The sequence below is a fragment of the Sphingomonas sp. KRR8 genome, from assembly GCF_023559245.1.
Lineage (GTDB): Bacteria > Pseudomonadota > Alphaproteobacteria > Sphingomonadales > Sphingomonadaceae > Sphingomicrobium.
Genome location: NZ_CP097462.1, coordinates 1007469 through 1033530 on the forward strand (window position 1 = coordinate 1007469; position 26062 = coordinate 1033530).

Genomic DNA, 26062 nt, shown 5'->3' on the forward strand with positions numbered 1-26062 from the left:
CCAGCGCCGCCCGTGCGGAGGAGAGTAAGTGAGCGCCGAACTGCCCGCGACCGCTGCCAGCGCCGACCGCGACCTTGCCGCTCACGGCATCGGACTGGTTGCCAGCCATAATGAGGCAGCGCAGGCCGCCGCCAAGCTGCTGCGTCGCCGCTACACCTTCGCCGAGGACAGCCTGGCCACTCAATTGGTGGCGCTCGGCGGCGACGGATTCATGCTCCACGTGCTTCACCAGATGCTCGACGGCGGAGAGTTTCGGCCGGTGTTCGGAATCAACCGGGGCACGGTCGGCTTTCTGATGAACGAGTGGCGTCTGGACTGCCTGGCCGAGCGGATCGCCGCTGCCAAGCGGATCAGCGTCGCGCCGCTCACGATGGTCGCACGAACGATCCATGGCGATGAGTGGACCAGCGCCGCCATCAACGAAGTCTCGCTGCTGCGTGAGACTCGACAGGTGGCGAAGATCGAGGTGCTGGTGAACGGCCGCGTCGTCCTTCCGGAACTGGTCGGCGACGGGGTCCTCGTGGCCACGCCGGCCGGCTCCAGCGCCTATAATTATTCGGCGCGCGGGCCGATCCTGCCGCTTGCGGCAAGGATGCTGGCGCTGACCCCCATCGCGCCTTTCCGTCCGCGCCGCTGGACCGGCGCAATCCTGCCCGACGACACCCGCATCCTGTTCCGCATTCATTCGCCTGCCGACCGCAAGGTGGCAGCGGTCGCCGATCAGTTCGAAGTCCGCGACGTGGCGGAGGTGGAGGTCAGCCTCGACCGCACGCGCCAGCTCAGCCTGCTGTTCGACCCAGAGCACGCGCTGGACGAGCGGATCGCCACCGAACAGTTTGCCTCCTGAGAGGGCTTGCAAAGGCCAAATCGCTAAGCCATAGGCGCGGGCGTCCGCACTGGACCGCTCCCCGATAGCTCAGCGGTAGAGTAGGTGACTGTTAATCACTTGGTCGTTGGTTCGAATCCAACTCGGGGAGCCAGCTTCGGCTCGGGCGCTACAGTCGCCCGCTGATCCACTCCGCTCCACTGCCCGCAAGATCAGCATCTCAGACAGGAAGCGTATCCGCGCTTCTCGTACGGCAGGGCGATTAGTCCCAGAATTGCTGCGCATGGGACACCGCACGGAAGCTCGCCGCATCCTCAATTCGATCACCCATGATTGACCAGACTTCGAAGCCTCTCTTCTCGAAGAAGTCGAAGATTTCTTCCGGACGATCGTGATAGGTCAGGAACGCGTTGGCGCCGCACTCGAAGGCGATTACACGGCGCGATCGCTCAATGTTGCGGCTGGCTCCCGCCAGCATGTCCAATTCGTCGCCCTCAATATCGATCTTGATGAAGTCGAACGGTGTCGAGAAAAGATCGTCGAACTTCTTCACCTGAAGCTTGATCAGCTCGGGCGTCATCTCGGCGCTGTTGTAGGTCTGCCGCGCCTTGATTCCGGACTCCTCGGGAGCCGCTGGAATGTAATGGAATTCGACCTCCTGGTCCGAACTGGACAGAGCGAACGGGTACAAGACGGTGTTGTGGATGGCCTCGGACGCCAGCCGTCCCGCAAGCTGCAAGCGGATCGACGGAATGGGCTCGAACGCGTGGACCATGCCGCGCGGTCCGACCAGCTTGGCCAGCGTGACCATATGGCGTCGGGTATGGGCGCCGACGTCCACCACAGTTCGGTCCGCCAGCGGCTATTGCAGATAGAGTCGCCCTAGTAGGTTCTCGAAATCCATAGGTCGCTCGCGGACACCTTCAATGACCTCGTCCACGTACGGTGTGCGTGAGCCCTCGTGCAAAGCACTTTCCAGCGGCATTCGCCGAATGTCAGGATTGGGCCATGAGCGACGCATTGCCGCCCGCCGCGGTGGTGTCGATGCAACTGACCCGCTCGGTAGCGAAGCGCGCGACATAGTGCGGGCCGCCGGCCTTGGGGCCGGTGCCGCTCAGCCCCTCCCCGCCGAACGGCTGGCTTTCGACCACGGCACCGATCTGGTTGCGGTTGACGTAGAGGTTGCCGACCCGGACCCGGCGCTCGACGTGATCGCGAACCGTGTCGATGCGGCTCTGCAGGCCAAGCGTCAGGCCGAAGCCGGTGGCGTTGATCTGGTCGATCACACCGTCGAGGCCGCCCGCCGGATAGCGGATGACATGGAGGATCGGTCCGAAGTTCTCCGACTGGAGGTCGGAGAGCTTGCCGATCTCGACAAGCACCGGTGTGACGAAGCTGCCCTGCTCGGCGCCAACCGGCAGCGGAAGTTCGCACAGGATCTTCGCGCTGGTGCGCAGGTGGGCGATGTGGCGTTCAAGCGCGGCCTTGGCTTCGACGTCAATCACCGGGCCGACGTCCACCGCCAGATCGGACGGATTGCCGATGCGCAGCGTCTGCATGGCGCCGGCGATCATCGTCAGCATGGTGTCGGCAACGTCCTCCTGCACGAACAGGACCCGCAGCGCGGAGCAACGCTGTCCTGCCGACTGGAAGGCCGAGGCGATCACGTCACGGGTGACCTGCTCGGGCAGCGCCGAGCTGTCGACGATCATGGCATTCTGCCCACCAGTCTCGGCGATCAGCGGGACGATCGGGCCGTCGCGCTCGGCGAGGCTGCGGTTGATTGCCTTGGCGACCGCGGTCGAGCCGGTGAAGGCCACGCCGGCCGTCAGCCGATGCGCAACGAGGGCCGCGCCGACCTGACCATCACCGACGGCAAGCTGAACCACATCCGCCGGCACGCCCGCCCGATGCATGAGCGCAACCGCGAGGGCGCCGATCAGCGGCGTCTGCTCCGCCGGCTTGGCGATGGCCGCGTTGCCCGCGGCAAGCGCGGCTGCGACGGGCCCCGTGAAGATCGCCAGCGGGAAGTTCCAGGGGCTGATACAGGTCCACACGCCGCGGCCGTGGAGGCGAAGCTGGTTCAGCTCGCCCGTCGGACCCGGCAGCGTCTCGGACGTTGTGAACAGTCGGCGCGCCTCCTCCGCATAGTAGCGGAGGAAGTCGACAGCCTCGCGCACTTCCAGGATCGCGTCGGGAAGCGTCTTGCCCGCCTCGCGGATGCAGAGCGAGTAGAAGTCCTCCCGATGCTCCTCGTAGAGGTCGGCGACCCGGTCGAGCAGGCTCGCGCGGCGCTCACCGCCAAGCGCGTCCCAGCCGGGCTGCGCGCTTGCAGCAGCGGCCAGCATCGAGTCGATCTGATCGGGCGTGGTCTCAATCGCCGTGCCGACCAGCAGTCGGCGGTCGTAAGGCGAGCGGATTTCGGCGCGGGCGCCGCTCCCCTGCCCCGCCGTCCACTGTTTGCCCTCAAGCCGCCCAAGCCGAGCCAACAGCGGCTCACGAACACCGGCATTCGACAGGTCGCATCCACTGCTGTTTCCACGATTGCTGCCGAACATCTCGCCCGGAAGGGGAATATTGGGGTTGCGGCGCGGCTTCAGCGTCGTGAGCTCGACGACCGGATCGCGGACGAGATCGTCCAGCGGGATGTGCTCATCCGCGATGCGATTGACGAAGCTCGAATTGGCCCCGTTCTCCAGTAGCCGACGGACGAGATAAGCGAGCAGTTCCTTGTGGCTGCCGACCGGCGCGTAGATGCGCACCGGCGTCTGCGACTGGCCGAGCTGCGCCTCGAGCTTGGCGAGACCTTCGTAAAGCCCCTCCCCCATGCCGTGCAGACGCTGGAACTCGAACGGCGTGTTCCCCGCGAGCGACTTGATGGCCCCGATGGTGGTGGCGTTGTGGGTCGCAAAGGCCGCATAGACGCAGTCGGGCGCCCCGAGCAGCACCTTGGCGCAGGCCAGATAGCTGACGTCGGTCGCGACCTTGCGGGTGAAGACCGGATAATCGTCGAAGCCGCCGACCTGCGCGACCTTGATCTCGCTGTCCCAATAAGCGCCCTTGACCAGCCGGATCATCAGCCGGCGGCCGTGGGCCCGGGCGAGGTCGACGGTCCATTGCGCCACCGGAACCGCGCGCTTGGAATAGGCCTGGAGCGCCATGCCGAGCCCGCTCCAGCCGTTGGCAAACAGGCTTTCGTCGCGGACCAGCTCCTCGAGCAGGTCCATCTGCAGCTCGAGTCGGTCGGCCTCCTCCGCATCGATGGTGAGGTGGATGTCGGCGGCGCTGGCGGTGGCGGCCAGTTCCTTGAGGATCGGGAGGATGTGCGCCTTGGCTTCGTCCGCGCGCAGAAAATCGTAGCGGGGGTGCAGCGCGGACAGCTTCACCGAGATGCCCGGCGAGGTGATGAAGCCGCCCTCGGCCTGCCCGGCAATCCGGGCGAGCGCCGACCGGTAGCTGTCGGCGTAGCGGTTTGCGTCGACCATGGTGCGGGCCGCCTCGCCCAGCATGTCGAAGCTGTGGCTGAGCCCGCGCTTGCGCTCGGGCGCGGCGCGCGACAGCGCCTCATCGATGGTACGGCCGAACACGAATTGGCCGCCCAGGATCTTCATCGCCTGGCCGACGGCGGTGCGGATCACCGGCTCGCCGAGCCGCCCTACCGCCCGGCCCAGCGCCGCGCTCCAGGTGGAGGAGCGGTCATTGGCCCCGTCGAGCACCTTGCCGGTCAGCAGCAGGGAAAAGGTCGCCGCGTTGACGAACGGCGAATGGCTTTCGCCCAGCTTGTCCTTCCAGTCGGGTCCCGAAAGCTTGTCGTGGATCAGTTCATCGGCCGTGTGCGCGTCCGGGATGCGGAGCAGCGCCTCGGCCAGGCACATCAGCGCAACGCCCTCGTCCGAGCCGAGGTCATAGGCGTGGAGGAAAGCGTCAAGGCCGGCCGGCTTGGCGGCGCGAACGTGGGTGACGAGCGTGCGAGCGATCGCTTGCGCCTCATGCTCCTTGCCAGCCGGAAGCCGCGCCTGTGCCAACCGCTCGGCAACCACCTGCTCCTCGTCACGGCGGTAATCGCGGCGAACCGCGGTGCGGTCTAGGGTCGCGCTGAGGGGCTGGTGCTTGTTCATGTCGACGTTCCTACGGGCCCGTCGGCGCGTCATTGCAAGCCGCGGGCGAAGCGATCCGATACCTTAGCGCCTGCGGGCGAAGGGAAGAACTGAATTGCTTCGCTTCGCCCGCAATGACGAGGAGAGTTTACGCCAGCTGGCCGTGGCAATGCTTGAACTTGCGGCCCGAACCACAGGGGCATGGGGCGTTGCGGCTGACCGGCTCGGCCAGCGCCCCTTCCGGCAGCGGCGGCAGGTCGGGCTGCGGGATGTTCATCGCATCATCAGGGCGCGGACCACTGACCAGCCCGCGCGCGGCGGAGTCCAGGTCGAACGTATCGTCCTCGCCCGTGAACGGATCGAGATGCTGGGTCAGGAACGCCGGCAGCTCCGGTAGCGGGGGCGGCTCCAGCTGAATCTGCGCCTTGACCAGCATCTTGGTCACATCCTCGCGGATGGCGACCAACAGTCGCTCAAACAGCAGGAAAGCCTCCTGCTTATATTCGTCGATCGGCTTCTTCTGTGCGTAAGAGCGCAGGTGAATGACCTGGCGGAGCGCGTCGAGGGTCGACAGATGCTCCTTCCAGTGATGGTCGAGGGTCTGGAGCAGGAAGCTCTTCTCGATCTCGCGCCAGCGCTCCGGCTCGACCTCGGCGACCTTGGCGGCCATCTGCTCGTCGGTCTGTGCCTGTAGCCGATCCACGATCATCGCCGGCTCGACCGCATCTTCCTTGAGCCATTCCTCGACCGGGGGCTGGAGGCCGAGCACGTCGTCGATGGCGGTCTTGAGGCCTTCAACGTCCCATTGCTCGGGATAGGTGCCCTCCGGGCAATAAGCGGCCACCAGCCCGACGATTGTGTCGGCGCGGAATTCCTCGATCACGTCCGAGATATGCTCGGACTCCATGATCTCGGAGCGCTGCTCGTAGATGACCTTGCGCTGGTCGTTCATCACGTCGTCGAATTCGACGACCTGCTTGCGGATGTCGTAGTTGCGCGCCTCGACCTTCTTCTGCGCGGTCTCGATCGCCTTGCTGAGCCACGGATGGCGAATGGAGGCGCCATCCTCCAGCTCCTTGTTCATCAGGCGCGAGAAAGCGGTCTGCGGCCCGAAGATGCGCAGCAGATCATCGTCCAGGCTGAGGTAGAAGCGCGAGAAGCCCGGGTCTCCCTGACGGCCCGAACGGCCCCGCAGCTGGTTGTCGATGCGCCGGCTCTCATGGCGCTCGGTGCCGAGCACGAACAGGCCGCCGGCCTGACGAACCAGTTCGCGCTGCTCGAGCACTTCCTCGCGGATGCGAGCAATCGCGGCGTCCCGCTCCGGTCCTTCGGGGACGTCCTTGAGCTCGTCCTCGATTCGGAAATCAATGTTGCCGCCCAGCTGGATGTCGGTGCCGCGGCCCGCCATGTTGGTGGCGATGGTGACAGCGCGCATCCGCCCGGCCTGCGCGACGATGTGCGCCTCGCTTTCGTGGAAGCGGGCGTTCAGGACCGAGTGCGTGATGCCTTCGGCCTTGAGATGTTCGCTGAGCAGCTCCGACTTCTCGATCGACACGGTGCCGACAAGGACCGGCTGGCCCTTCTCCTGCCGCGCCTTGATCTCCTTGGCGATGGCCGCGAACTTGTCGCCGATGTTCTTGTAGAACTCGTCCTCGTCGTCCTGGCGCTGGACGGGCACGTGGGTCGGGATCGACACCACGTTCATCTTGTAGATGTCGAAGAATTCGGGCGCCTCGGTCAGCGCGGTACCGGTCATGCCCGAGAGCTTCGGGTACATGCGGAAGTAATTCTGGAAGGTGATGGAGGCGAGCGTCTGGTTCTCCGGCTCGATCGCCACCTTCTCCTTGGCCTCGACCGCCTGGTGCAGGCCGTCCGACCAGCGGCGCCCGTCCATCATGCGACCGGTGAACTCGTCGATGATGACGACCTTGCCGTCCTTGACGATGTAGTCGATGTCCTTGCGGAACATCGTGTTGGCCTTGAGCGCCTGGTTCAGGTGATGGACCACCTGGGTGTTGGCGACGTCGTAGAGATTGCTGCCCTCGAGGAGCCCGGCCTGCTCCAGCAGCCGCTCGGCCTTCTCCGTGCCCTCCTCGGTGAGGACGACGCTCTTGAGCTTCTCGTCCCTTTCATAATCGCCCTCGCCAAGCTGCACCACGACCGCGTCCGCGGCGAGGTAGAGGTCTGACTTGTCGTCGGTCGGTCCCGAGATGATCAGCGGGGTGCGCGCCTCGTCGATCAGGATCGAGTCCACCTCGTCGACGATGGCATAGGCGAACTCGCGCTGGACCATCTGTTCGCGCGAGTATTTCATGTTGTCGCGCAGATAGTCGAAGCCGAGCTCGTTGTTGGTCGCGTAGGTGATGTCGCTGTTGTAGGCGGAGCGGCGCTCTTCCTCCGTCAGGTTCGGCACGATCACGCCCACCGTCAGCCCGAGGAAGCCGTGCACCCGACCCATCCACTCGGAATCGCGCTTGGCCAGGTAGTCGTTGACCGTGACCACATGCACGCCCTTGCCAGGAAGCGCGTTCAGGTAGGCCGCCAGCGTCGAAACCAGCGTCTTGCCCTCGCCGGTGCGCATCTCCGCAATCTCGCCGCGGTGCAGCGCAATGCCGCCGATCATCTGCACGTCATAATGCCGCTGGCCGAGTGTCCGCTTCGCCGCCTCGCGCACCGTGGCGAACGCCTCGGGCAGGATGTCGTCGAGGGTCGCGCCATTCTCGAGCCGCTGGCGGAAGATCGCCGTCTGGTTCTTCAGCTCCTCGTCCGACATCGCCGAGATGGTCGGCTCATACCCGTTGATGGTGTCGACGATCCGGCGGAGCTTGGCGACGTAACGGTCGTTGCTGGAGCCGAAGATCGACTTGGCCACATTGGCGAGCATGAGACTTCCTTATGGGCGCGAGAGGCGTGCGAAAACGCGCTCGCGCGCGAGCGTTTTACAGGTGGGCGGCGATGTAGGGACGGCTTGGAAGCTCGTCAATCAAGAGACGGTGAATGCCACGGGCGCCCCGTTCAGAGTGCCCCTTCGAGCCAGCCCTGGATCTGGCCACGCGGCGCGGCGCCGACCTTCTGAGCGACCGGCTGGCCATTCTTGAACAGCAGCATGGCCGGGATACCGCGAACACCGTACTTTCCGGGGGTCTCGGGGTTCTCGTCGATGTTGAGCTTGGCGATGGTCACCTTCTCGCCCAGCTCGTTGCTGATTTCCTCCAGCGCCGGAGCGATCATCCGGCACGGACCGCACCATTCCGCCCAGAAATCGACAAGGACGGGCTTGTCTGAATTGAGGACGTCAGAGGCGAAGCTTTCGTCGGTCACGGTCTTGCTGGGCATGGCAGGGTAAGACTCCTGGAAGGTTGTTGAGCCGACATATGGGGGTTCAGTCCGGCAGCGCAATCAGCTTTGGGCCAGCTGTGTAGAGAAGGGACGAAATGACCCGTCGGCCCGGAAAGATGACCCGCAGGGCCTCGGCATAGGCTTCCATCTGCAGGCGATGCGACGCGGGAACCTGCGTGAGTTCCTCAGGCACGAAACGCCCCGTCTTGAAGTCGACGACTTCGATCCGGTCGGCACCCACCAGCAATCGGTCGACGGTCCCGGCGACCACGCGCCCATCGCTGATGGTGGCGGCGATTGGCGCTTCGGCAAGCGCCTGGGCGGCAAACAACTCGGAAAAGTCCGGATGGTCGATGATGTCGAGAGCGACGGCGAGAAGGCTGTCCCGCTCAGCAGCGTCCTTGACGTCGGCTGACTGCTCGAGCCAGCGCAAGCCGGCTGAGCGGCGATCCGCCGGCGCAACGCCCGGCAGCCGTTCGAACAGCGCGTGGAGCAGAACGCCCCGGCGTGCTGCCGCGCGAAGCTCGGGAGTGGGCGGCGGTGCGGCCTCGCGGTCCTCCACCAGCTGCGATGGGGCCAGGGGCCGGGATGGCCGTGCCTCGGGGGGCGCAGGCTGATTGATCCAGTCGGGAAGCACGGGTGGTGGCAGGGCCGTGGGTGCACGCGTCGGCTTCGGTGTGGCGTCCGCCTGCCTTCCCCGGTAGCGCAGCAATGGCCCGTCCTGCTCCGCCCCCAGCCGCTCCAGCGCGGCCGCGGCCTTCAGGTGCCAGCTGTTCGCGGCCAGGTTCTTGGTATTGGGCTTGATGCCCGCGATGATCAGCCGCTCGGCCGCGCGGGTCAGCGCAACGTAGAACAACCTCCAATGCTCTTCGAGGTCGCGTTGCTGCTGATCGGCGATGAGGTCGGTGAAGGGCGGTGCCAACTCTTCCTTGCGAGGGCGGATGACGGGCGCGTTGCCGGCCTCTCCAAAGGGCAGTGCGACCGGGCCGTTGCGTTCGCCCAACCTGGACGGATCGGCAGTCGCGTCGGCGAGGATCACGACGGGGGCCTCCAACCCCTTGGCGCCATGCACCGTCATCACCCGGACGGCGTTGGCAGGAGCGGACGGATCGCGCTTGATGGTGACCTCGCCGCCGCCGAACCAGGCCAGGAAGCGGTCAAGCGAAGGCGTTTCCACCCGCTCGAACTCCAGGGCGGCCGCAACCAGTTCGTCGATCGGGTCACGCGCGGCCGGACCAAGTCGCCCGAGCAGGCGCCGGCGCCCCTGCAGCGGGCCTGATAGGATCAGTTCGAGGTAGCGGGCCGGGGTGATGAAGTCCGCCTGGGCAAGCAGGTCCGCCAGGCGCACGTGCGCTTCCGCCAAGGCACCGCCCTCCGCCGCTCGCTTGCGCAGCTCGTTCCACAGCGGCCCGGTGCGGTTGTGGGCAAGCGCGTAGAGCTGGTCCTGGTCCCAGCCGAGCAGGGGCGATACCAGCAGGCTGGCGAGGTTCAGGTCATCGAGCGGCTGAACTGCGAAGGTCACCGCCGCCATCAGGTCCTTGACGGCCAGTGGCGATGACAGGTGCAGTCGATCGATCCCGGCGACCGGCACACCTTCCTTGAACAGCCGTGCAACGATGAGCGAGGCAAGCTCGCCCCGGCTGCGCACCAGGATGAGGATATCGCCGGGAGTGATCGGCTGGCCGGTGGTAGCGAGTGGCTCGCCGTCCTCGATCCAGTGGCGGATGGTGCGGGCGAGCTGGCCGGCGTAGAGCCGCGCGGGCTCAGGCAGCCAGCCTTCCTCACCCGAGTCGCCATTGTCGTTGGCCGCTTCGTCCTCGTCTTGCTCTATGGCGAATGGTGGCCAGAGTTCGACCGAGCCTGGGCGGCTGCCATGATAGGCCCGATGTGGCTCCGGATTGCCGGGCAGGCCCATGGCGGCGGGACCAACCTCCGCGATCATCGCGTCCACCAGATCCAGCACCGGCTGGGCAGAACGGAAGCTTTGGCTGATCGACAAGTCATAATAGGGTCGGACGACGACGTCAGTTTCCCCTTTCGCAGCTTCTTGGAGTGCCGCCACTCGCTGGCGAATGTCGTTCCGGGCTTGCTCAAACTGGCGCGGATCGGTGCCTTGGAAACTGTAAATTGCTTGTTTGTAGTCCCCGACTGCGAACCAGGTTCTGTGATGTTTTTCGCCCCGCTCTGCGCTGAAGAACTCGTCCAGCAGCGAGAACACGATCTGCCACTGGTTGGCGTTGGTGTCCTGCGCCTCGTCCACCAGCACATGGTCGGTGCGGCGGTCGAGCTTGTAGCGGACCCAGTCGCCCATTCCGGGCGTCGCCAGCAGATCACGGGTCCAGCGGATGAGATCATCGAAGTCGGCCACCCCGGCCGAACGCTTGGCCCGGACGTAGGCGTCAGCAAAAGCGGCGCCGGCCCGCAAGCCTGCTGCCTGGACGGCGACGAGTTCGGCCTTGCGGAGCAGGCTCAGCAATTCCTCGATCTCGCTCGCCAGTTGGTCGCAATGCTCCTGCGCGTCGGGCCATACCTTCAGCAGCGACTTGATCGAGCGACGACTTTCCGACTGGGTGAGGATCGAGCTGCGCGCGAAGTTTTCCAGGTTCCGGCAACGGTCAGCCGAACCGAGCGCGAGCCATTGCTCTATGGCCTCGATCAGCGGCTGGCCGGACGGCTTGCCCCAGCTACGGTAGGCATCAGCCACCTGCCTCAGCAGCGCGCAGTCGAAGCTGTCGTCGTGACAACGGGCAGCGACCAGCGCGGCAATGTCCCCTTCTGGCAGGTCGAGCTGGCCGCGCAGCCACGCTTCCGCCGCGTCGGTCGTGGCGAAATAGGTCAGCGCCTCAGGTTCTCGGGCGCAGGCGAGGAGGTACCGCTCGGCGTCCCGCTCTCCGAGCCGGCGGCTCAGCGCCTGGATGTCATCGACCAACCCGGGATAGCCGCCCCTTCCTGCCTCCGCCTCGGCCACCAGCGCGGCCAGCGTGCGACGGGCAAGCAACTCCTCCTCCCGGCCTTCGAGCGGTCGGAATCCGGGTGTGACCCCCGCCTCCGCCGGAAACGCAGCAAGCAGTGTCTGCGCGAAGCTGTGGATAGTCTGAATTCGCAGCCCGCCCGGCGCGTCCAGCACTTCGGCGAACAGCCGCCGCGCCCGTTCGCGCCCTTCCGGGCTGTTGTCAGCACCGATGGCGTGCAACTCGGCGCCAAGTTCGCTGTCCTTGAGACGGACCCAGCAGGCAAGCCGCTCGCCGATGCGATTGGCCATCTCGGCCGCACCGGCCTTGGTGAAGGTCAGGCAGAGAATATGTTCGGGGGCGGCGCCGCCCAACAGCAGGCGCAGCACCCGCGCGGTCAGCACCTGCGTCTTGCCCGTACCGGCACTGGCGGACAGGGCTGCGTGAATGGAGGGATCGGCCGCCCGCGCCTGTTCCAACTGGAGAGGGTGAAGCGGCTTCAAACGGGTAGCCATGGCCCGACCATAGCGCTTCCCATGCGGGGCGCCATGCGTTTAGGAGCGTCGGCATCAAGACCAAGAGGAAGCCCATGAGCGAGACACCCAAGAAGACCGAAGCTGACAAGCCGGACAACCGTCAGTTCAAGGCGGGCATGGCGATCGGCATCGGCTCGGCGGCGATCGTCGCCGCGCTGCTTTATGCGCGCTCGGGCAAGCCCCGGAAGAAATAGCTCAGTCGCGCCCGTACCATTCTTCCAACCGCATCAGCTGGTCGTAGTCGCCGTACGGGGCGAAAGCCGGGTGAAGCTTGGCGGTAAATGGTTCGCCGCCGGTCAGCCACTTGTCGGCGGCCCTGGTGAATGCCGCAGCCGCAGCGGCGAGGAAGGCTTCAGGATCGCCCAGGTCCGCGTCCATCACGAACCCTGGCGTCCTCGCGCCCGACTTCTTCGCGAGTGACCAATATTCGTGGGCTCCGGGCGCTCCACCCACGTCGGCAAAGCCCTGCTTCTCCGCAATGAGCCCCAGCAGTCCGAGCTGCAGCGCAAAGCCTTCCGCCAGTGCCATCTTGGACGGTGGCTGCCCCGTCTTGTAGTCGAGTACGGCGAGGCGTCCGTCCGCCAGCCGGTCCAGCCGATCGGCCTTGCCCTTAAGGGTGATGTCCCCAAGCACCGCCTGCCCCTCGATCTCGGCCTTGAGCGGTCGGCGGCCCATTCCCTGATTGCTAGCTTCGGTCGCGGCGATGAAGGCGATCGCCTCGTGGAGACGCGGCGCCCATAGTGCGCGCAACAGCGGGTGGATCGCATCTTCGGCAAGCAGCGCGGTCGTCCGATCCATCAGCCGCGCAGGGTCGCACTCATCTTCCTTGAGCCAAGCCTCGAGCACGGCGTGCACCGCGCTGCCCTTCCACGCAGCGGTGGTGTCGGCGTCGACCGGCTCGAGCGCCCTGAGCTTGAGCATGGCCTTGGCGTAGAAAGCGAAAGGATCGGCATTGAGACGATCGACGTCCGTCACATAAATCTGCCTCGGGCGATCGGCGGCCGGCGGAGATGGCGCGGGGCGGTTGACCGGCTTCGGCGGGCCCGCATCGTCCAGTGCACTGGCGAGCCGCTCAATCCGATGGTCACGCGCCAGCCCTCCGGTCAGCGCCTGCAGCCTCAGAAGCAAGCGGGAGGCCACCGTCGGTGAACGGCTGTCCCGTCTGGCGCGGGTCAGCAGCACGCGCGGCGCTCCAAGGAAACCGGCGAAATCGTGCGCCGACAAACCGATCCGGAATTCGAGTCCGGGCAGGCCAAGGCTCTTTCGAACCGCCGGGGCAAGCCACGGGTCGGGGTTCGGCAGGGCCGGCCAGGTGCCTTCGTTGAGCCCACCGAGGATCATCAGGTCCGCCTGGACAAGCCGCGCCTCCAGCAGGCCGAGGATCTGGATGCGCGGATGGCCCCCATACGGTGGTCGGACGGACTCCGCGTCGAGCAGCTGACGAAGCAGCGGCACGGCATCCTCCGGCCGAATGTCGATTGAAAGCGCACCTTCGGCTTCTTCAAGGCCGGCCAGCAGCTTGGCTGCGGCGCGTCCGTCCGGACCGCTCCACGCCGCGTCGCCGGCGATGCCGGTCGCAAGCTCGCGCAGCATAGCGGCAAAGGCAGGCAAGGACAGCGGCCGTCCAAACGTCCGGTCGACCCTTTCCAAACAGGGCCGCACCTTGGCCCAAGCCGCACCGCAACCTCGTGTCCCGCGCGCCTTTTCCTTCTCGGCGCAATGCGCGTCGAGGCCGGCTAGCCCAGCGGGCGGGCGCGGTCCGCGCAGGGCGAGGTCGAGCAGCCGGGCCGCTTCCAGCCACGACTGCCGATCCTCACCCGCGCCGGCGAGCGGATGCTTGAGCAACGCCAGCATCGGCACCGGGGCGAGCTGCTCGGCAGCGGCGGCCGCAATGGCGAGCAGCAAGGTGCCGGCGGCTGTTTGGCCAAGTGGCCGCCCGGCGCTGTCATCAGCACGAATATCCCAGCGGCCGAGCAGCGCCGACACCCGCGCGGCGAGCGCCCGGTCGGGCGTCACCAGCGCTGCGGTGCGCCCGGGCGTTTCGAGCGCCTCGCGCAACGCGATGGCGATGCCCTGAGCTTCGCTCGCGGGCTCACCGAATTCGGCGAGCCGAACCCCAGTCAGGCGGCGTTCGGCCGGGCCGGCGTCGGCCCAGCGGCTGGTGAAGCGGGCGCTCTTCATGGCGGTGGCGATGGCACCGCTCCGCGCTCGCGGAGCCGCTGCCCGCCCGCCGCGACGCCAGGGCTCCACCTCTTCCCGCCGCACATCCAGCCGGTCCAGCAGGCGCTTCAGGTGGAACTGCGGATGAGTTTCATCGGCGCGCCGGCTGTCGTGATCGGGGCCGAGCCAGTCCCACTCGTCTTCGTCCAGCAGCGCTGGCCCGGACAATGCCGGAAGCACGACGCTGCCCCCGGGCAAAGTCGCCACCACCTTGAGCAAGGCAGCCACTGCCGGCGCGCTGGTGGTAATTCCGGCAGCGACGGTGAAGCCTTCCGGCGGGTTGGCGGCCCAGCGGCGGGCAGTCCCCCGCAGGAGCCGGTTCCGGCGGTCGGCAAGGTCGATCCGGCCGAGCCGCGCCAGTTCCTGCGGCCAGGCGTTGAGCATCACCCGCAAGTCGCGAAGCGAGGCCTGCCAGTGCCCGGCAAGCTCCTCCGGCACCACGTCGGCCAGCCGCTCTGGCGCGATTTCCTCAACCAGCAGCGCGTCACGCGTTCGCGCGAGTTCGGCAGCGAGACGAAAGGCTTCGGCGGCGCTGGCGTCGGGGCGCTGGCGCCGGACCAGGCGAGTCATGATCACCAGGCGCTCGAGGGGGTCGATGGCGGGCGGGACCGGCGCGTCGGCGGCACTCTCGAAGGCTTCGCCAAGGCGGTCGTCAAGCTCCGGGTCGCCGATGGCGATCAGGCGCGGAAGCAGCAGGCCGCTCCCGCTCGCCCGAACAAACGCCTCTGTGACCGTGCGGATCGCTCGGTTGTTGGGGAGCAGGATGCGCGAGCGGGCGAGTCCAAGCGGGTCGCGGCCATGCTCCGCGATCAGCCCGGCGGCGAGCGCATCGGCGAAGCTGCGGTGCGCGCCAATGGTGAAAAGGCTGGGCCGGCCGGCCTCAGACAAGGGCAAGCGCCTGCTCTGTTGCCTTGATCGCACCCGGGGTCCCGACGTCGAACCAAAGGCCTTGATGGACAACGCCGAAGCAGCGTCCCTGCGCGATCGCATGATCCCACAGGATGTTGGTCGAGAACACACCGTCCGGCGCCTCGGCCAGCAGCCGCTTGGAGAGGATTTGAATGCCCGTGTAGACGAAGGGCGCGACCTTGCTCTTGGTGCGACGCTTCAGGCGGCCGGCGGCATCCATGTGGAAGTCGCCCATCCCGTTGTGATTGCCGGCCCGGGCATGCGGCACCAGCAGCAGCAGCGCATCCATGCGTGCGTCATCCCAATGGGACGCGAGCAGCTTCAGGGCATCCGTCGGCCCATCGACCCAGAAATTGTCGCTGTTCACCGCGAAAAAGGGATCGCCCTCGATCAGCGGCAACGCCTTCTTAAGGCCGCCGCCGGTTTCCAGCAGCAATTGCCGCTCGTCCGAGATGGCGACGTCCAGGTCCTTGGCCGACTTCCTCAGGTGCGCTTCGATGGAATCAGCAAGATAGTGGACATTGACCACGATCCGCTCGACCCCCGCTGCGCGCAGCCGGTCAAGCACATGGTCGAGCATGGCCTTGCCGGCGACCTCGACCAGCGGCTTTGGCCGGGTGGCGGTCAGCGGGCGCATGCGCTTGCCGAGGCCCGCCGCCATGACCATCGCCGTGCGCGGCACGGCAGCGGTGATGCTGGGCCGAAGGTTGAGCGCGCGCTTGACAGTCGCGGGGGTCATTGCACTTCCTCAAGCCACGGGCCGACCCGCTTATCAGCCGGCACGTTGCGACTGAACCAATCACGCACGGGGGCGAGGTGCGGCTGGGCAAGGTCCCGCTCCAGCAGTCCCCACATGCGCGGCTGGAAGCGCCGGTAGCCTGGCTTTCCGTCGCGCTTCCACAGGCGGGTGAACACCCCGAGGATGCGCGTGTTGCGCTGTGCCGCGAGAGCCCAATAAGCCCGCTCGAACACCTCCGAAGCGCCCGTCGCTCCGACATAGCGGTTGATCATTGAGCGCTCGATCGCGGGCGGAACATCGCGCCTGGCATCCTCCAGCACGGAGCAGAGGTCGTAAGCGGGGTGCCCGGCCAGCGCATCCTGGAAGTCCAGCAGCCCCATGTGCGAGACGCCGCTGCGGCCACCCACCAGCATGATGTTCTCGGCGTGATAATCGCGCAGCACGGTGACCGGACCCAGCCCGTCACCGGCAACGGGCGCAAGCACCTGCTCCCAGGCGGCGCGATAAGCGCCCGGGTCCACCTCAAGGCCAACGGCGGGGCAATACCATTCGGTGAACAGGTCCAGCTCCGTCAGCCATTGCTCCAGTCCGTGCGGCGGAAGGCCGTCCATCGGGGGGCGGGCGTGCAGGTGCACCAGAACGTCGGTCGCCAGCGCGTAAAGCTCTTCCTCGCGGTGCGGCGCCTGGTCGAGTTGCTCTCGCAGGCGGTCGGAGCCAAGGTCACTGAGCAGAAGCAATCCGCGCTCCTCGTCCCGGGCGAGGATCTCCGGCGCGGACAGCCCGACCTGCGCCAGCCACTCGGCCACGCGAACGAACGGCCGCGGATCCTCGTGCGGCGGAGGTGCGTCCATCAGCACCGCCTGACGCTCGTCGAGGTGAACCCGGAAGTAGCGGCGAAAGCTGGCGTCCCCGGCAAGCGGCGCGATTGCCGCCCCGCCCCAGCCCGCATCTGCGAGAAATTGTTCGGCGTGCGGCGGTGGAGTCATGCTGGCGGCCATCGGCCTTTCCATGCCGCCGGGACAATCCAAGTCAAGGCGCGCGAACCGTCATCGCGCACGTCCAGCCGCAAGCGCAGCGCTTCCGGCCAGGCCGCCTCGCCGGCCCGCTCAGGCCATTCCACCAGCAAGGCGCCCTCGCCAAGCACCATGTCGAGGCCGAGTTCCTCCAGTTCCGCCGGGTCCTCGAGACGGTACAGATCACAGTGCCAGATAGGCGGATCGAGCTCATCATAGGGCTGGACGATCGCGAAGGTCGGGCTCGGCACTTCCCCCCGATGCCCGGCCGCATGCAGCACCGCGCGGGCCAGCGCCGTCTTGCCGGCGCCGAGTGGACCGGACAGCGTCACCACGTCACCGGGTCTCAGCAAGCTGGCGAGCCGACTGCCGAGCGCTTCCGTGCCCGCCTCATCGGTCAAGATCATGCGGACTTGCGCGGCAGGACGATGGTCACCGCCGTTCCCTTGCCCGGCTCGCTCTGCAGATCGACCTGCCCGCCATGCGCCTCGACGAACTGACGCGTGAGCGGAAGCCCCAGCCCGAGCGCCGCCTCTCCCTGCCTGCCCCCGATGCGGGTGAAGCGCTCGAACACGTGGCGCTGGTCCTCGATGCTGATCCCGGCGCCCGTGTCCCCAACGCGGATCGTGGCTGTCTGCTCATCGCCGAACGTGCTCAGCGCAACCGTGCCCTTGTCGGTGTAGGCGATGGCATTGCGCAGCACATGCTCGATGCTCTCCCGCAGCCGACGTGCATCGCCGATCACCACGCCCGTGCTCTGCGCAATGTCGAGCCTCAGCTTCAGTTTCTTTGCGGTCGCCGATTGCTCCATCCGCTCGGCCACGTTTCGCGCCAGCCCGGCTAGGTCGATCCGCTCATGTTCAATGGTGACGGCGCGCTGCTCGCCCTGGGTCAGGTCGAGCACATCGTCGATCAGTTTCGACAGGCGCGCGACGGATTCGAGGATCGCTCCGACATAGTCCGCGGCGGCCGGCGCCAGCTTGCCCGCATAGCCCCCCGACAGCATCTGTGCGAAACCGCCGATCGACGTCAGCGGCGTGCGCAATTCGTAGCTCATGTTCGCCACGAAGTCGGTGCGCACCTTGTCCGCCTCCTCCAGCGCGGCCGTGCGTTCGCGCAGCGCATGCTCGATCCTGGTCGAATCAGTCACATCGACCATGGTGAAAAGCGCGTTGCCGTCCGGCAGCGGCACGGCCGCGAACTCGAAATGGCTGCCGTCCACCATGGAAAGGCGCCCGCTGCCCTGCCGCCGCTCGTTGGTGGCCGCGCGGACCAGTTCGCGTAGCTGGGCGGCAGCGGTCGGGTTGACCAGTCGCCTGGCCATGGCCGGGACCAGCTCGTCCACCCGGGGGTGCTCGCCCATCCAGCTCTCGTCGAGGTCCCAAAAGCTGCAGAAGCGCCGGTTCCAGAGATAAAGGCGCCCATCGGCGGCGAAGACGCCAATGCCTTCGAATAGGTTGTCGAACGTGGCGGTCCGTACCCGAAGCAGGGTGTCACGCGCGCTGGCCAGCCGGACCTGTTCCGTCCGGTCCTCGAAGATCAGCCGCAGGCCGCCGTCGGGCAGCGGTTGGCCGACCACCCTCAAGTGGTCGCCGTTGGCAAGGATCCACTCTTCCTCGACTGCCTCCTCGGCGGAGGTGAACCAGCCGCGCCGCTCGGCTTTCCACTGCGGGAAATCCCGGGTCTCGGGGAGGCGGCCATTCTCCCGCATCCGCTCCAGCACGCGGTCGAACTCGGGCCGCTCGGCCAGCCATTCGGGATCCAGCTGGGCCATGATCGCGAACGGCTGGTTGAAGAAGCTCAGCGTGCGGTCGGGGTCGAACTGGATCGCGCCGGCGGTCATCCGGTCAGCCAGCTCGCGTTGGCTTTCTATATAGCGCGACAGCTCGAAGCGGGCGTCCTCCAGGTCCTGGATATCGATCGCAAAGCCTGCCACCGCCCCACCGCCAAGCGGCACGTCGACGAGGCGGAGCATCCGCCGCTCCCCACCGATCGTGGCGGGCTGCGTGCGCGAAAATGGCCGCTCGTCGCTCAACGCCCGCTGGGCTGCGTCGCGGGCGCCCGCGCCGCCACCAGCGTCCGTCAGTTCGATGCCGCTGGTGATGACCGCCGCTGCTGACGGCGCTTCGACCGCCGCGACGAACGCACTGTTGACAAGGCCAAGCCGGAGATCCGGTCCCCGGTACCACATCGGAAAAGGCGCGGCCTCGATGAGGTGCATGAGGGCGTTCAGAGCGGTGCCCGTATCCTCCAGCTGTTCCGCAAGCCGGCCCTTTTCCCGCTCGGCGCCACTGATGTCCGAGAACCACAGCAGCATGCTGCCAGTCTCGGCCGGCGGTGGTGCGGGCCCGCCTTGCACCTCCAGCACACGGTCTGACCCTGCGATGCGGACCGAGCGCGCGATCCGGCCACCAGTGAGCACGGCGGAGCGCAGCTCGTTGGTGAGCGCTTCGAGGTCCGAAGCGTCGAGGCCCTGCCCGTCACCGGCAAGCTGGTCGAGCCGGGCGGGCGCAGCATCAAGGCCCAACTGACGCAGCAGCTGCTCATCCAGTTCGACCCGGCCGCTGGCGTCGACCAGCAAAGGGCGGACGGGCGCGACGGCGAGGAGGCCGGCGAGCGACCGGGCGGACTCAATCACCGCATGCGCCCGAGCCATCCGGCGGGCCGCAAGAAACGACAGGATGACCGCAATCGGCACCCACAGGGCGGCCAGCGCAACCACGATTGCAGCACCCCCCTGCCCCGTCACCTAAGCTGCCACCCCACTGCCATGCGAAAGAGCATAGGGCGGGCAAGCGGCGTTGGAAGTGCAAAAGCGAGGCGAGGGCATCAGCGCCGGACTCTGCTCTCTTTCGGAGCCCCGAATTCCTTCCGCCGAACACCCGCGTAATTTCATGAACAACCTGTAACTTTTATGCATCAGCCTCGCCGGCTTCGGCAGTCGCGCGGGCGTCGCAAGATTTCGAAGGCCACGTCGTAAGCACCTGTTTCCTTGTCTTTTTTCATTTCGCCAAAAGACGCTGGTGCCTCTCCGAGGGCGTCCCGCCAAGAGACAGAAAGAAAGGCTTGCGGTTGGATCCTTCCCGCGACGTTCGCCTGCGCGAGCGTCTATTACCCCGCGAGTTGCTTCAGCGCGGCCAGAACGCACTTGCTTGTCGAATTTCCGTCAGCAAAGATGATCATCGTGGAGCGCGGCTTTCGCGTTGCGGACAGGACGCCTCTGATCGTCAGGAGCGCTAACGCAGCACGGGCCGGATCAGCCTCGATCGGCTCCCTCCGGCGTGTCCTTATGGCCATAGCCAACATCCGGCATTCTGATCGTTCAGGTTATGCCGTTGTTTTCGTTCGCTGATTGCCTGCGCGAGAATATGTTGCAGCTTTGCGACACCCGTTGAATTAATGTTTTTGCTGCGACGGATTTGGTTTCCTTGGCTGATCGAATCCGTAACAGAGCGCCGGCAATTCGTACTGCAAGCTAGAATCACTCTCACTGGAGATTTCATGGGTAAGATGTCGTTGTTGAGCGCCAGCGCTCTCCGTTCGGCGGCCTTCGCAGGCGCATTCGTGCTTGCGGCGACCCCGGCCTTTGCACAGGACGCCGCCCCCGGCAGCGCGACCAAGCCTGCGCCGACCCCCGACTGCACCGCCCCGGGCACGGCCAACAGCGCCGGCTGCGCGGCTGCTTCCACGACCCAGGACGCCGCCGCTCCTGTCACTCAGAGCGACATCGTCGTCACCGGTTCGCGCATCCGCACGCCGAACCTCGAGTCGGCCGCTCCGGTCACCACGCTCAGCGGTGAGCAGCTGCTTCAGACCGGCAAGGTTCAGATCGGCGACCAGCTGAACCAGCTTCCGCAGCTGCGCAGCACGTTCAGCACCGCCAATTCGACCCGCTTCCTCGGCACCCGCGGCCTGAACCTGGTCGACCTTCGCGGCCTCGGCACGCAGCGCACCCTGGTGCTCGTCAACGGCCGTCGTCACGTGGCCGCCGACGTTCTCAACAACGGCGTGTCGGTCGACATCAACACCATCCCCGCCGACCTGATCGAGCGGGTTGACGTGGTCACCGGTGGCGCCTCGGCCGTTTACGGTTCGGACGCCGTCGCTGGCGTGGTCAACTTCATCCTCAAGAAGAACTATTCGGGCGTTCAGCTGCGTGCGCAGTCGGGCCTGAACAAGTACAAGACCGCGGGCAACCAGTTCGTCAGCCTGCTCGCCGGCCAGAACTTCGCCGGTGGCCGCGGTAACGTCGTCCTCGCCGCCGAATATTCGCACAACGACGACTTCTATGCGTCGGATGTGGGCAAGCTGAAGCAGAGCGATGGCTTTGTCGTGATCGAGACCGATCCGGCCGGTTCGCCGAACGGTGCGGCTGGCGGGTTCGACCGCGCTTACTTCACTGATCTCCGTTCCGCGACGATCTCGCTCGGTGGCATGGTCGCCATCCGCGAAGGCGCCTCGACCGCACCGTGCGGCAAGGATTACCTGGGCAACGCCTACACCTGCCCGTACATCTTCCAGCCCGACGGAACGCTCATCCCCCAGACGGGTCAGCGCGTCGGCCTGGCGCCGAACGCCGGCTTCAGCGGCGGCAATGGCTACAGCGGCCGCGAAGGCAAGCTGATCGCCCTTTCGCCGGACGTGAAGCGCTACTCGATCAACCTGCTGGCGCATTACGAGATCTCGCCGGCGCTCGAGCCGTTCATCGAAGCCAAGTACGTCCGCGTGGACGCCAAGGGTTCGCAGAGCGGTCCGTTCTTCTCGCAGGGCCAGACGCTTGGCGACGCGATCTGCGTCACCGGCTTCAATGACCGCTCCTACGACGTGGGTTCGACTGGCAGCTGCACCGTTGGCCGCGTCAACCGCGAGGGTATCCGCCTCGACAATCCGTACCTGTCGGCGTCGGCGCAGAGCACGCTCCGCACCCAGCTGCTCGCCGCGCTCAATGCGGGCATCAACCCGAACACCGGCACGGCGTACAGCAGCTCCGCCGCTCAGCAGGCGGCTCGCACCCAGGCGATCGCGGAGGTCAACAACAACACCTTCCGCTTCAGCCTGCGTCGCAACTACCTCGACCTGGGCATCCGCGACGAGAACTTCCGTCGTGAAACCTACCGCGTCGTGGCCGGTATCCGCGGCAGCTTCTGGGACAACTTCAGCTACGAACTGTCCGCCAACTACGGCGAGCACAAGGAGCGGAACCAGATTCAGGGCAACATCGATCGCCAGCGCTTCCTGCTTGCGAACGACACTGCGGTGAACTCGTCGGGCCAGATCGTCTGCCGCTCGCAGATCGATCCGAACTATCGCGGCACCGATCGTGCGGGTGACCCGGCTCGCCTGGCGGCCGACATTGCCGCCTGCGTTCCCCTGAACCCGTTCGGCACCGGCAACATCAGCGACGCCGCCAAGAACTATCTGCTGCTGAACACGCTCGCCACGGGCAAGATCACGCAGTTCGACGTGCTCGGCTACATCGCCGGTGATACCGGCAGCTTCTTCCGCCTGCCCGGCGGCCCGATCGGCTTCTCGGTCGGTGGCGAGTATCGCAAGGAGACGCTGCGTTATAACCTCGATCCGGTCACCCAGGCCGGGTACGCCTTCTACAACGCCATCCCGAGCTTCACCTCGCCGTCGTTCGGCGTGAAGGAAGCCTTCGCGGAGCTTAACGTCCCGCTGCTCAAGAACACCCCGCTGTTCCATGAGCTGACGGTCAAGGGTTCGGGTCGTTACTCGGACTACAAGGGCGCCGCCGGCAATGTGAAGACCTACGGCGTCGAGGGCATCTGGAGCCCGATCCGCGACATCACCTTCCGTGGTGCCTACAACCGTTCGGTGCGCGCTCCGAACCTGTCCGAGCTCTACTCGGCCCAGGGTCAGAACTTCGCTCCGGGCTTCGCGGATCCGTGCTCGCAGCGCGCTCTGGCAACCGGTAGCGCGACCCGCGTCGCGAACTGCACCGCGGCGGGCCGTCCGGCCGGCTACGACTATGTCTACAGCAGCTCGCTGGAGATCGTCAGCGGTGGCAACCCGAACCTGACCGTCGAGAAGTCGGACTCGTTCACGGTTGGCGGCTACCTGCAGCCGCGCTTCCTGCCGGGCTTCTCGGTGTCGACCGACTATTACGACATCACCGTCAACCAGGTGATCTCGAGCATCGGTTCGGCCCAGCAGATCGCCAACCTCTGCTACGACTCGGCGACGCTGAACAACCCGTTCTGCGGCCTGTTCCAGCGCGCTGGCGCTTCGGGCGGACCGCGCGGTGAGGAGCCGTTCCGGATCCTCGAGGGCTCGCTCCTTCAGTCGACGGCGAACTTCGCCAAGCTGAAGACCCGCGGGTTCGACAGCCAGATCAACTACACCCACAGCTTCGGCATCGGCCGTTTCACTGGGCAGGTGATTTGGACCCACGTCCTGAAGAACGAGAGCTACACCAACCCGGCTGACCCGACGTTCGTGGACGTGTTCCTGAACGAGCTCGGCACGCCGAAGGACACGGTCTTCGCCAGCCTCGGCCTGAAGTCCGGCAAGTGGCTCCTGAACTACTCGGGTCGCTGGATCGGCGGCATGTACCTCAACACCTATGAGGACTATAACTCGGTGAACGGGCAGCCGCCCCAGAACGCCGACTACGCTCCGATCGTGAAGTATCCGTCCGTGATGTATCACAACATCCGCGTCGGCTACGACATCACGCCGAAGTTCAACATGTATGTTGGTGTCGACAACCTCACCAACCGGTTCCCGCCGTACGGCCTGACCGGTGTCGGTGGCGGCTCGGGCATTTACGACAACCGTGGTCGTTACTTCTACACGGGCGTCGTGGCCAAGTTCTAAGAACTGCCACACGGAAAAGGATGGGAGCCGGGGAGAAATCTCCGGCTCCTTTCTTTTTGGGCGCTCTTCATCGCCGTTTTGCTCTGCTAGGAGAGCAGAATGTCGAACGCGATCGCCCTGGCAGATCAGCAATGCCTCAAGGGAGACGTGGCCGGCGGCCTGGCCACGCTGAAAGCCGCTGCCGCTGATGGAGACGCGCTCGCCGCGCGCGAACTGGCGGTCTGGTACCTTCAGGGCCAGCCGGTCGCCCGCAATCTCGCCGAGTCACGCCTTGCCTTCGCCCGGGCAGCCGAACTCGGTGATGAACCATCGCAGCGGGTCTATCGAAACTTCGTCGCTCAGGGCCTCGGTGGGCCAGCCGACTGGGCGCAAGCAATCGCATTGCTCCACGTCGCCGCCGACGGTGACGACGACGCGCGCCGGCAACTTCCCCTGGTCGAAGGCCTCGCCGCCAGCGACGAAGCGGCCGGCAGGTCCATGTCGGAAGCCGCAACGGTCAGCGAAGAACCGCTGATCCGCAACTTCGAGGGCATCCTGTCTCCTGCCGAGTGCGACTTTCTGGTCGACTCAGCCAGGCCGCTGTTGCAGCCGGCCGTGATCGTAGACCCCGTCACCGGACGCCAGACAGCCAACCCGATCCGCACGTCCGAAGCCGCGGCCTTCGCCTTTGTTGATGAAAGCCCGATCATCCACGCCATCAATCGGCGGATTGCCTTAGCCAGCAGAACGGACGTTCGCTGCGGCGAACCGTTGCAGGTGCTGCGCTATTCGCCGGGCCAGGAATATCGCCTGCACAGCGATGCGCTGCCAGGGTGCCCGCCGGCGCAGCAGCGGGTCCTCACCTTCCTCATCTGGCTGAATGACGACTATCTGGGCGGCGAGACGAGCTTCCCCAAGCTGGGAATACAGCTGCGTGGCCGAAAAGGTGATGGGCTGCTGTTTGGAAGCACGCTGCCAGACGGGCAGCCGGACCCGCGCGCCAATCACGCGGGCCTGCCGGTCACCGCCGGCAGCAAGCTGCTGGCGTCGCGCTGGATCCGCGCGACGCCCCTCATCTACTGAACCCGCCGCTTAGTAGCGGTAGTGATCGGGCTTGAACGGGCCCTGCGGCGTGACGCCGATGTAGGCGGCCTGACGCTCGTTGAGCGTGGTCAGCTTGACGCCCAGCTTCTCGAGGTGAAGGGCGGCGACCTTCTCGTCGAGGTGCTTGGGCAGCACGTAGACGTCGTTCTTGTACTGGTCGTTGCGGGTCCACAGCTCGATCTGGGCGAGCGTCTGGTTGGTGAAGCTGGCGCTCATCACGAAGCTCGGGTGGCCGGTGGCATTGCCGAGGTTCACCAGGCGGCCCTTGCTGAGCACGATCAGCTTCTTGCCATCGGGGAACTCAACCTCGTCGACCTGCGGCTTGATCTCGGTCCACTTCATGTTCGACAGCGCGCCGATCTGAATTTCACTGTCGAAGTGGCCGATGTTGCAGACGATCGCCATGTTCTTCATCGCCCGCATGTGGTCGAGCGTGATGATGTCCATGTTGCCGGTTGCGGTGACGAAGATGTCGGCGCGCGGGGCTGCCTCCTCCATCGTCACGACCTCATAACCTTCCATCGCCGCCTGCAGGGCGCAGATCGGATCGACTTCGGTCACGATGACCCGCGCGCCGCCATTACGGAGCGACGCGGCCGAGCCCTTGCCGACGTCGCCGAAACCGGCGACGCAGGCGACCTTGCCCGCCAGCATCACGTCGGTGCCGCGGCGAATGGCGTCAACCAAGCTTTCCTTGCAGCCGTAAAGGTTGTCGAACTTCGATTTGGTGACGCTGTCGTTCACATTGATCGCCGGGAAGGGAAGCTTGCCCTGCTTCGACAGCTCATACAGGCGGTGGACGCCGGTGGTGGTCTCTTCGCTGACGCCCTTGATCGTCTGGACCGTCTTGGTGAGGTATCCCGGACGTTCCGTCAGAAAGCGCTTCAGCGTCGCCGCGAACACTTCCTCTTCCTCGTTCGACGGGGTGAACAGTTCCTCCCCGGCCTCGACCCGCGCGCCCCACAGGGCGAACATCGTGGCGTCGCCGCCGTCGTCGAGAATCAGGTTGCAGGTCTGGTCCTGGCCCCAGTCGAAGATGCGGACCACATAATCCCAATATTCCTCGAGCGTCTCACCCTTGACCGCGAACACCGGCACGCCGGTGGCGGCGATGGCGGCGGCGGCATGGTCCTGGGTCGAGAAGATGTTGCAGCTGGCCCAGCGGACCTGCGCACCGAGCGCGGTCAGCGTCTCGATCAGGACGGCCGTCTGAATGGTCATGTGGAGCGAGCCAACGATACGCGCGCCCTTCAGCGGCTTGGCCGCGCCGAATTCCTGCCGAAGCGCCATCAGGCCCGGCATCTCGGTCTCGGCGATCTCGATCTCCTTGCGACCGAAGTCAGCAAGGGAAATGTCCTTGACGAGGTAATCGTCCGAGTTCTTGGCGCGATCGAGCGTCTGGGTGGCCACGGGTAAGGTCTCCAACAAGAATGAGACCGCTGGCGATAAGCGGCGGTCGGTCGGCGGCGCCCCTAGCGCGGAACGGGATATAAAGGAAGCTTTATATGAGGG

Annotated in this window: 15 protein-coding genes and 1 tRNA gene; 5 read left to right on the forward strand and 11 right to left on the reverse strand. The window is 66.1% G+C overall.

Annotation, left to right across the window (positions count from 1 at the left end):
* Positions 1-88 precede the first annotated feature (88 nt).
* Positions 89-847 (forward strand): NAD kinase, encoded by a 759-nt coding sequence (locus M8312_RS05025; RefSeq protein WP_250119704.1) that lies wholly within the window; start codon positions 89-91, stop codon positions 845-847.
* A 58-nt stretch (positions 848-905) separates the two neighbouring features.
* A tRNA-Asn gene (locus M8312_RS05030) sits at positions 906-980 on the forward strand.
* Positions 981-1088: 108 nt separating this feature from the next.
* Here M8312_RS05030 and M8312_RS05035 read toward each other — a convergent pair.
* The 5 genes from M8312_RS05035 to addA form a co-directional block, all read right to left on the reverse strand.
* The gene (locus M8312_RS05035; RefSeq protein ID WP_250119285.1) at positions 1089-1667 is read right to left on the reverse strand and encodes an FkbM family methyltransferase; all 579 of its coding nucleotides are present in this window, start codon (positions 1665-1667) and stop codon (positions 1089-1091) included.
* Positions 1668-1821: 154 nt separating this feature from the next.
* Positions 1822-4944, reverse strand: a complete 3123-nt coding sequence (putA, locus tag M8312_RS05040) for a bifunctional proline dehydrogenase/L-glutamate gamma-semialdehyde dehydrogenase PutA (protein WP_250119286.1) — start codon at positions 4942-4944, stop codon at positions 1822-1824.
* Between the two features lie 127 nt (positions 4945-5071).
* The gene (gene secA / locus M8312_RS05045; protein WP_250119287.1) at positions 5072-7807 is read right to left on the reverse strand and encodes a preprotein translocase subunit SecA; all 2736 of its coding nucleotides are present in this window, start codon (positions 7805-7807) and stop codon (positions 5072-5074) included.
* A gap of 131 nt (positions 7808-7938) precedes the next feature.
* Positions 7939-8259, reverse strand: coding sequence for a thioredoxin TrxA (trxA, locus tag M8312_RS05050; protein WP_250119288.1), 321 nt, complete (start codon positions 8257-8259; stop codon positions 7939-7941).
* A 46-nt stretch (positions 8260-8305) separates the two neighbouring features.
* Entirely contained in the window at positions 8306-11728 is a 3423-nt protein-coding gene (gene addA / locus M8312_RS05055; RefSeq protein WP_250119289.1) for a double-strand break repair helicase AddA, read from the reverse strand.
* Between the two features lie 74 nt (positions 11729-11802).
* Here addA and M8312_RS05060 point away from each other — a divergent pair, with 74 nt between their 5' ends.
* Complete coding sequence (locus M8312_RS05060) at positions 11803-11943, forward strand: hypothetical protein (RefSeq protein ID WP_250119290.1); 141 nt, start codon at positions 11803-11805, stop codon at positions 11941-11943.
* 1 nt (position 11944) lies between these two features.
* On the opposite strand, the gene addB is transcribed toward M8312_RS05060, so the two are convergent.
* Genes addB through M8312_RS05085 form a run of 5 tightly spaced genes read right to left on the reverse strand, consistent with a single transcriptional unit; the run spans position 11945 to position 19352 of the window.
* Positions 11945-14857: a double-strand break repair protein AddB gene (addB, locus tag M8312_RS05065; protein WP_250119291.1), complete on the reverse strand. Its 2913-nt coding sequence runs from the start codon at positions 14855-14857 to the stop codon at positions 11945-11947.
* Positions 14850-15617, reverse strand: a complete 768-nt coding sequence (locus tag M8312_RS05070; protein ID WP_250119292.1) for a nucleotidyltransferase family protein — start codon at positions 15615-15617, stop codon at positions 14850-14852. The genes addB and M8312_RS05070 overlap by 8 nt, the downstream gene beginning before the upstream one ends.
* A complete protein-coding gene (locus M8312_RS05075; protein WP_250119293.1) occupies positions 15614-16615 on the reverse strand; it encodes an aminoglycoside phosphotransferase family protein in 1002 nt (333 codons plus the stop codon). The genes M8312_RS05070 and M8312_RS05075 overlap by 4 nt, the downstream gene beginning before the upstream one ends.
* Entirely contained in the window at positions 16600-17037 is a 438-nt protein-coding gene (gene tsaE / locus M8312_RS05080; RefSeq protein WP_250119294.1) for a tRNA (adenosine(37)-N6)-threonylcarbamoyltransferase complex ATPase subunit type 1 TsaE, read from the reverse strand. Before tsaE ends, M8312_RS05075 begins: the two co-directional genes overlap by 16 nt.
* Positions 17034-19352 (reverse strand): sensor histidine kinase, encoded by a 2319-nt coding sequence (locus M8312_RS05085; RefSeq protein WP_250119295.1) that lies wholly within the window; start codon positions 19350-19352, stop codon positions 17034-17036. The genes tsaE and M8312_RS05085 overlap by 4 nt, the downstream gene beginning before the upstream one ends.
* Positions 19353-20131: 779 nt before the next feature.
* On the opposite strand from M8312_RS05085, the gene M8312_RS05090 reads away from it, so the two are divergent.
* Together M8312_RS05090 and M8312_RS05095 are read left to right on the forward strand one after the other, a co-directional pair.
* Positions 20132-23467, forward strand: coding sequence for a TonB-dependent receptor domain-containing protein (locus M8312_RS05090; protein ID WP_250119296.1), 3336 nt, complete (start codon positions 20132-20134; stop codon positions 23465-23467).
* Positions 23468-23566: 99 nt separating this feature from the next.
* Positions 23567-24529, forward strand: a complete 963-nt coding sequence (locus tag M8312_RS05095; protein ID WP_250119297.1) for a 2OG-Fe(II) oxygenase — start codon at positions 23567-23569, stop codon at positions 24527-24529.
* Positions 24530-24538: 9 nt separating this feature from the next.
* Here the strand turns inward: M8312_RS05095 and ahcY are convergent, their stop codons facing one another.
* Positions 24539-25960, reverse strand: coding sequence for an adenosylhomocysteinase (ahcY, locus tag M8312_RS05100; protein WP_250119298.1), 1422 nt, complete (start codon positions 25958-25960; stop codon positions 24539-24541).
* Positions 25961-26062: the final 102 nt, after the last annotated feature.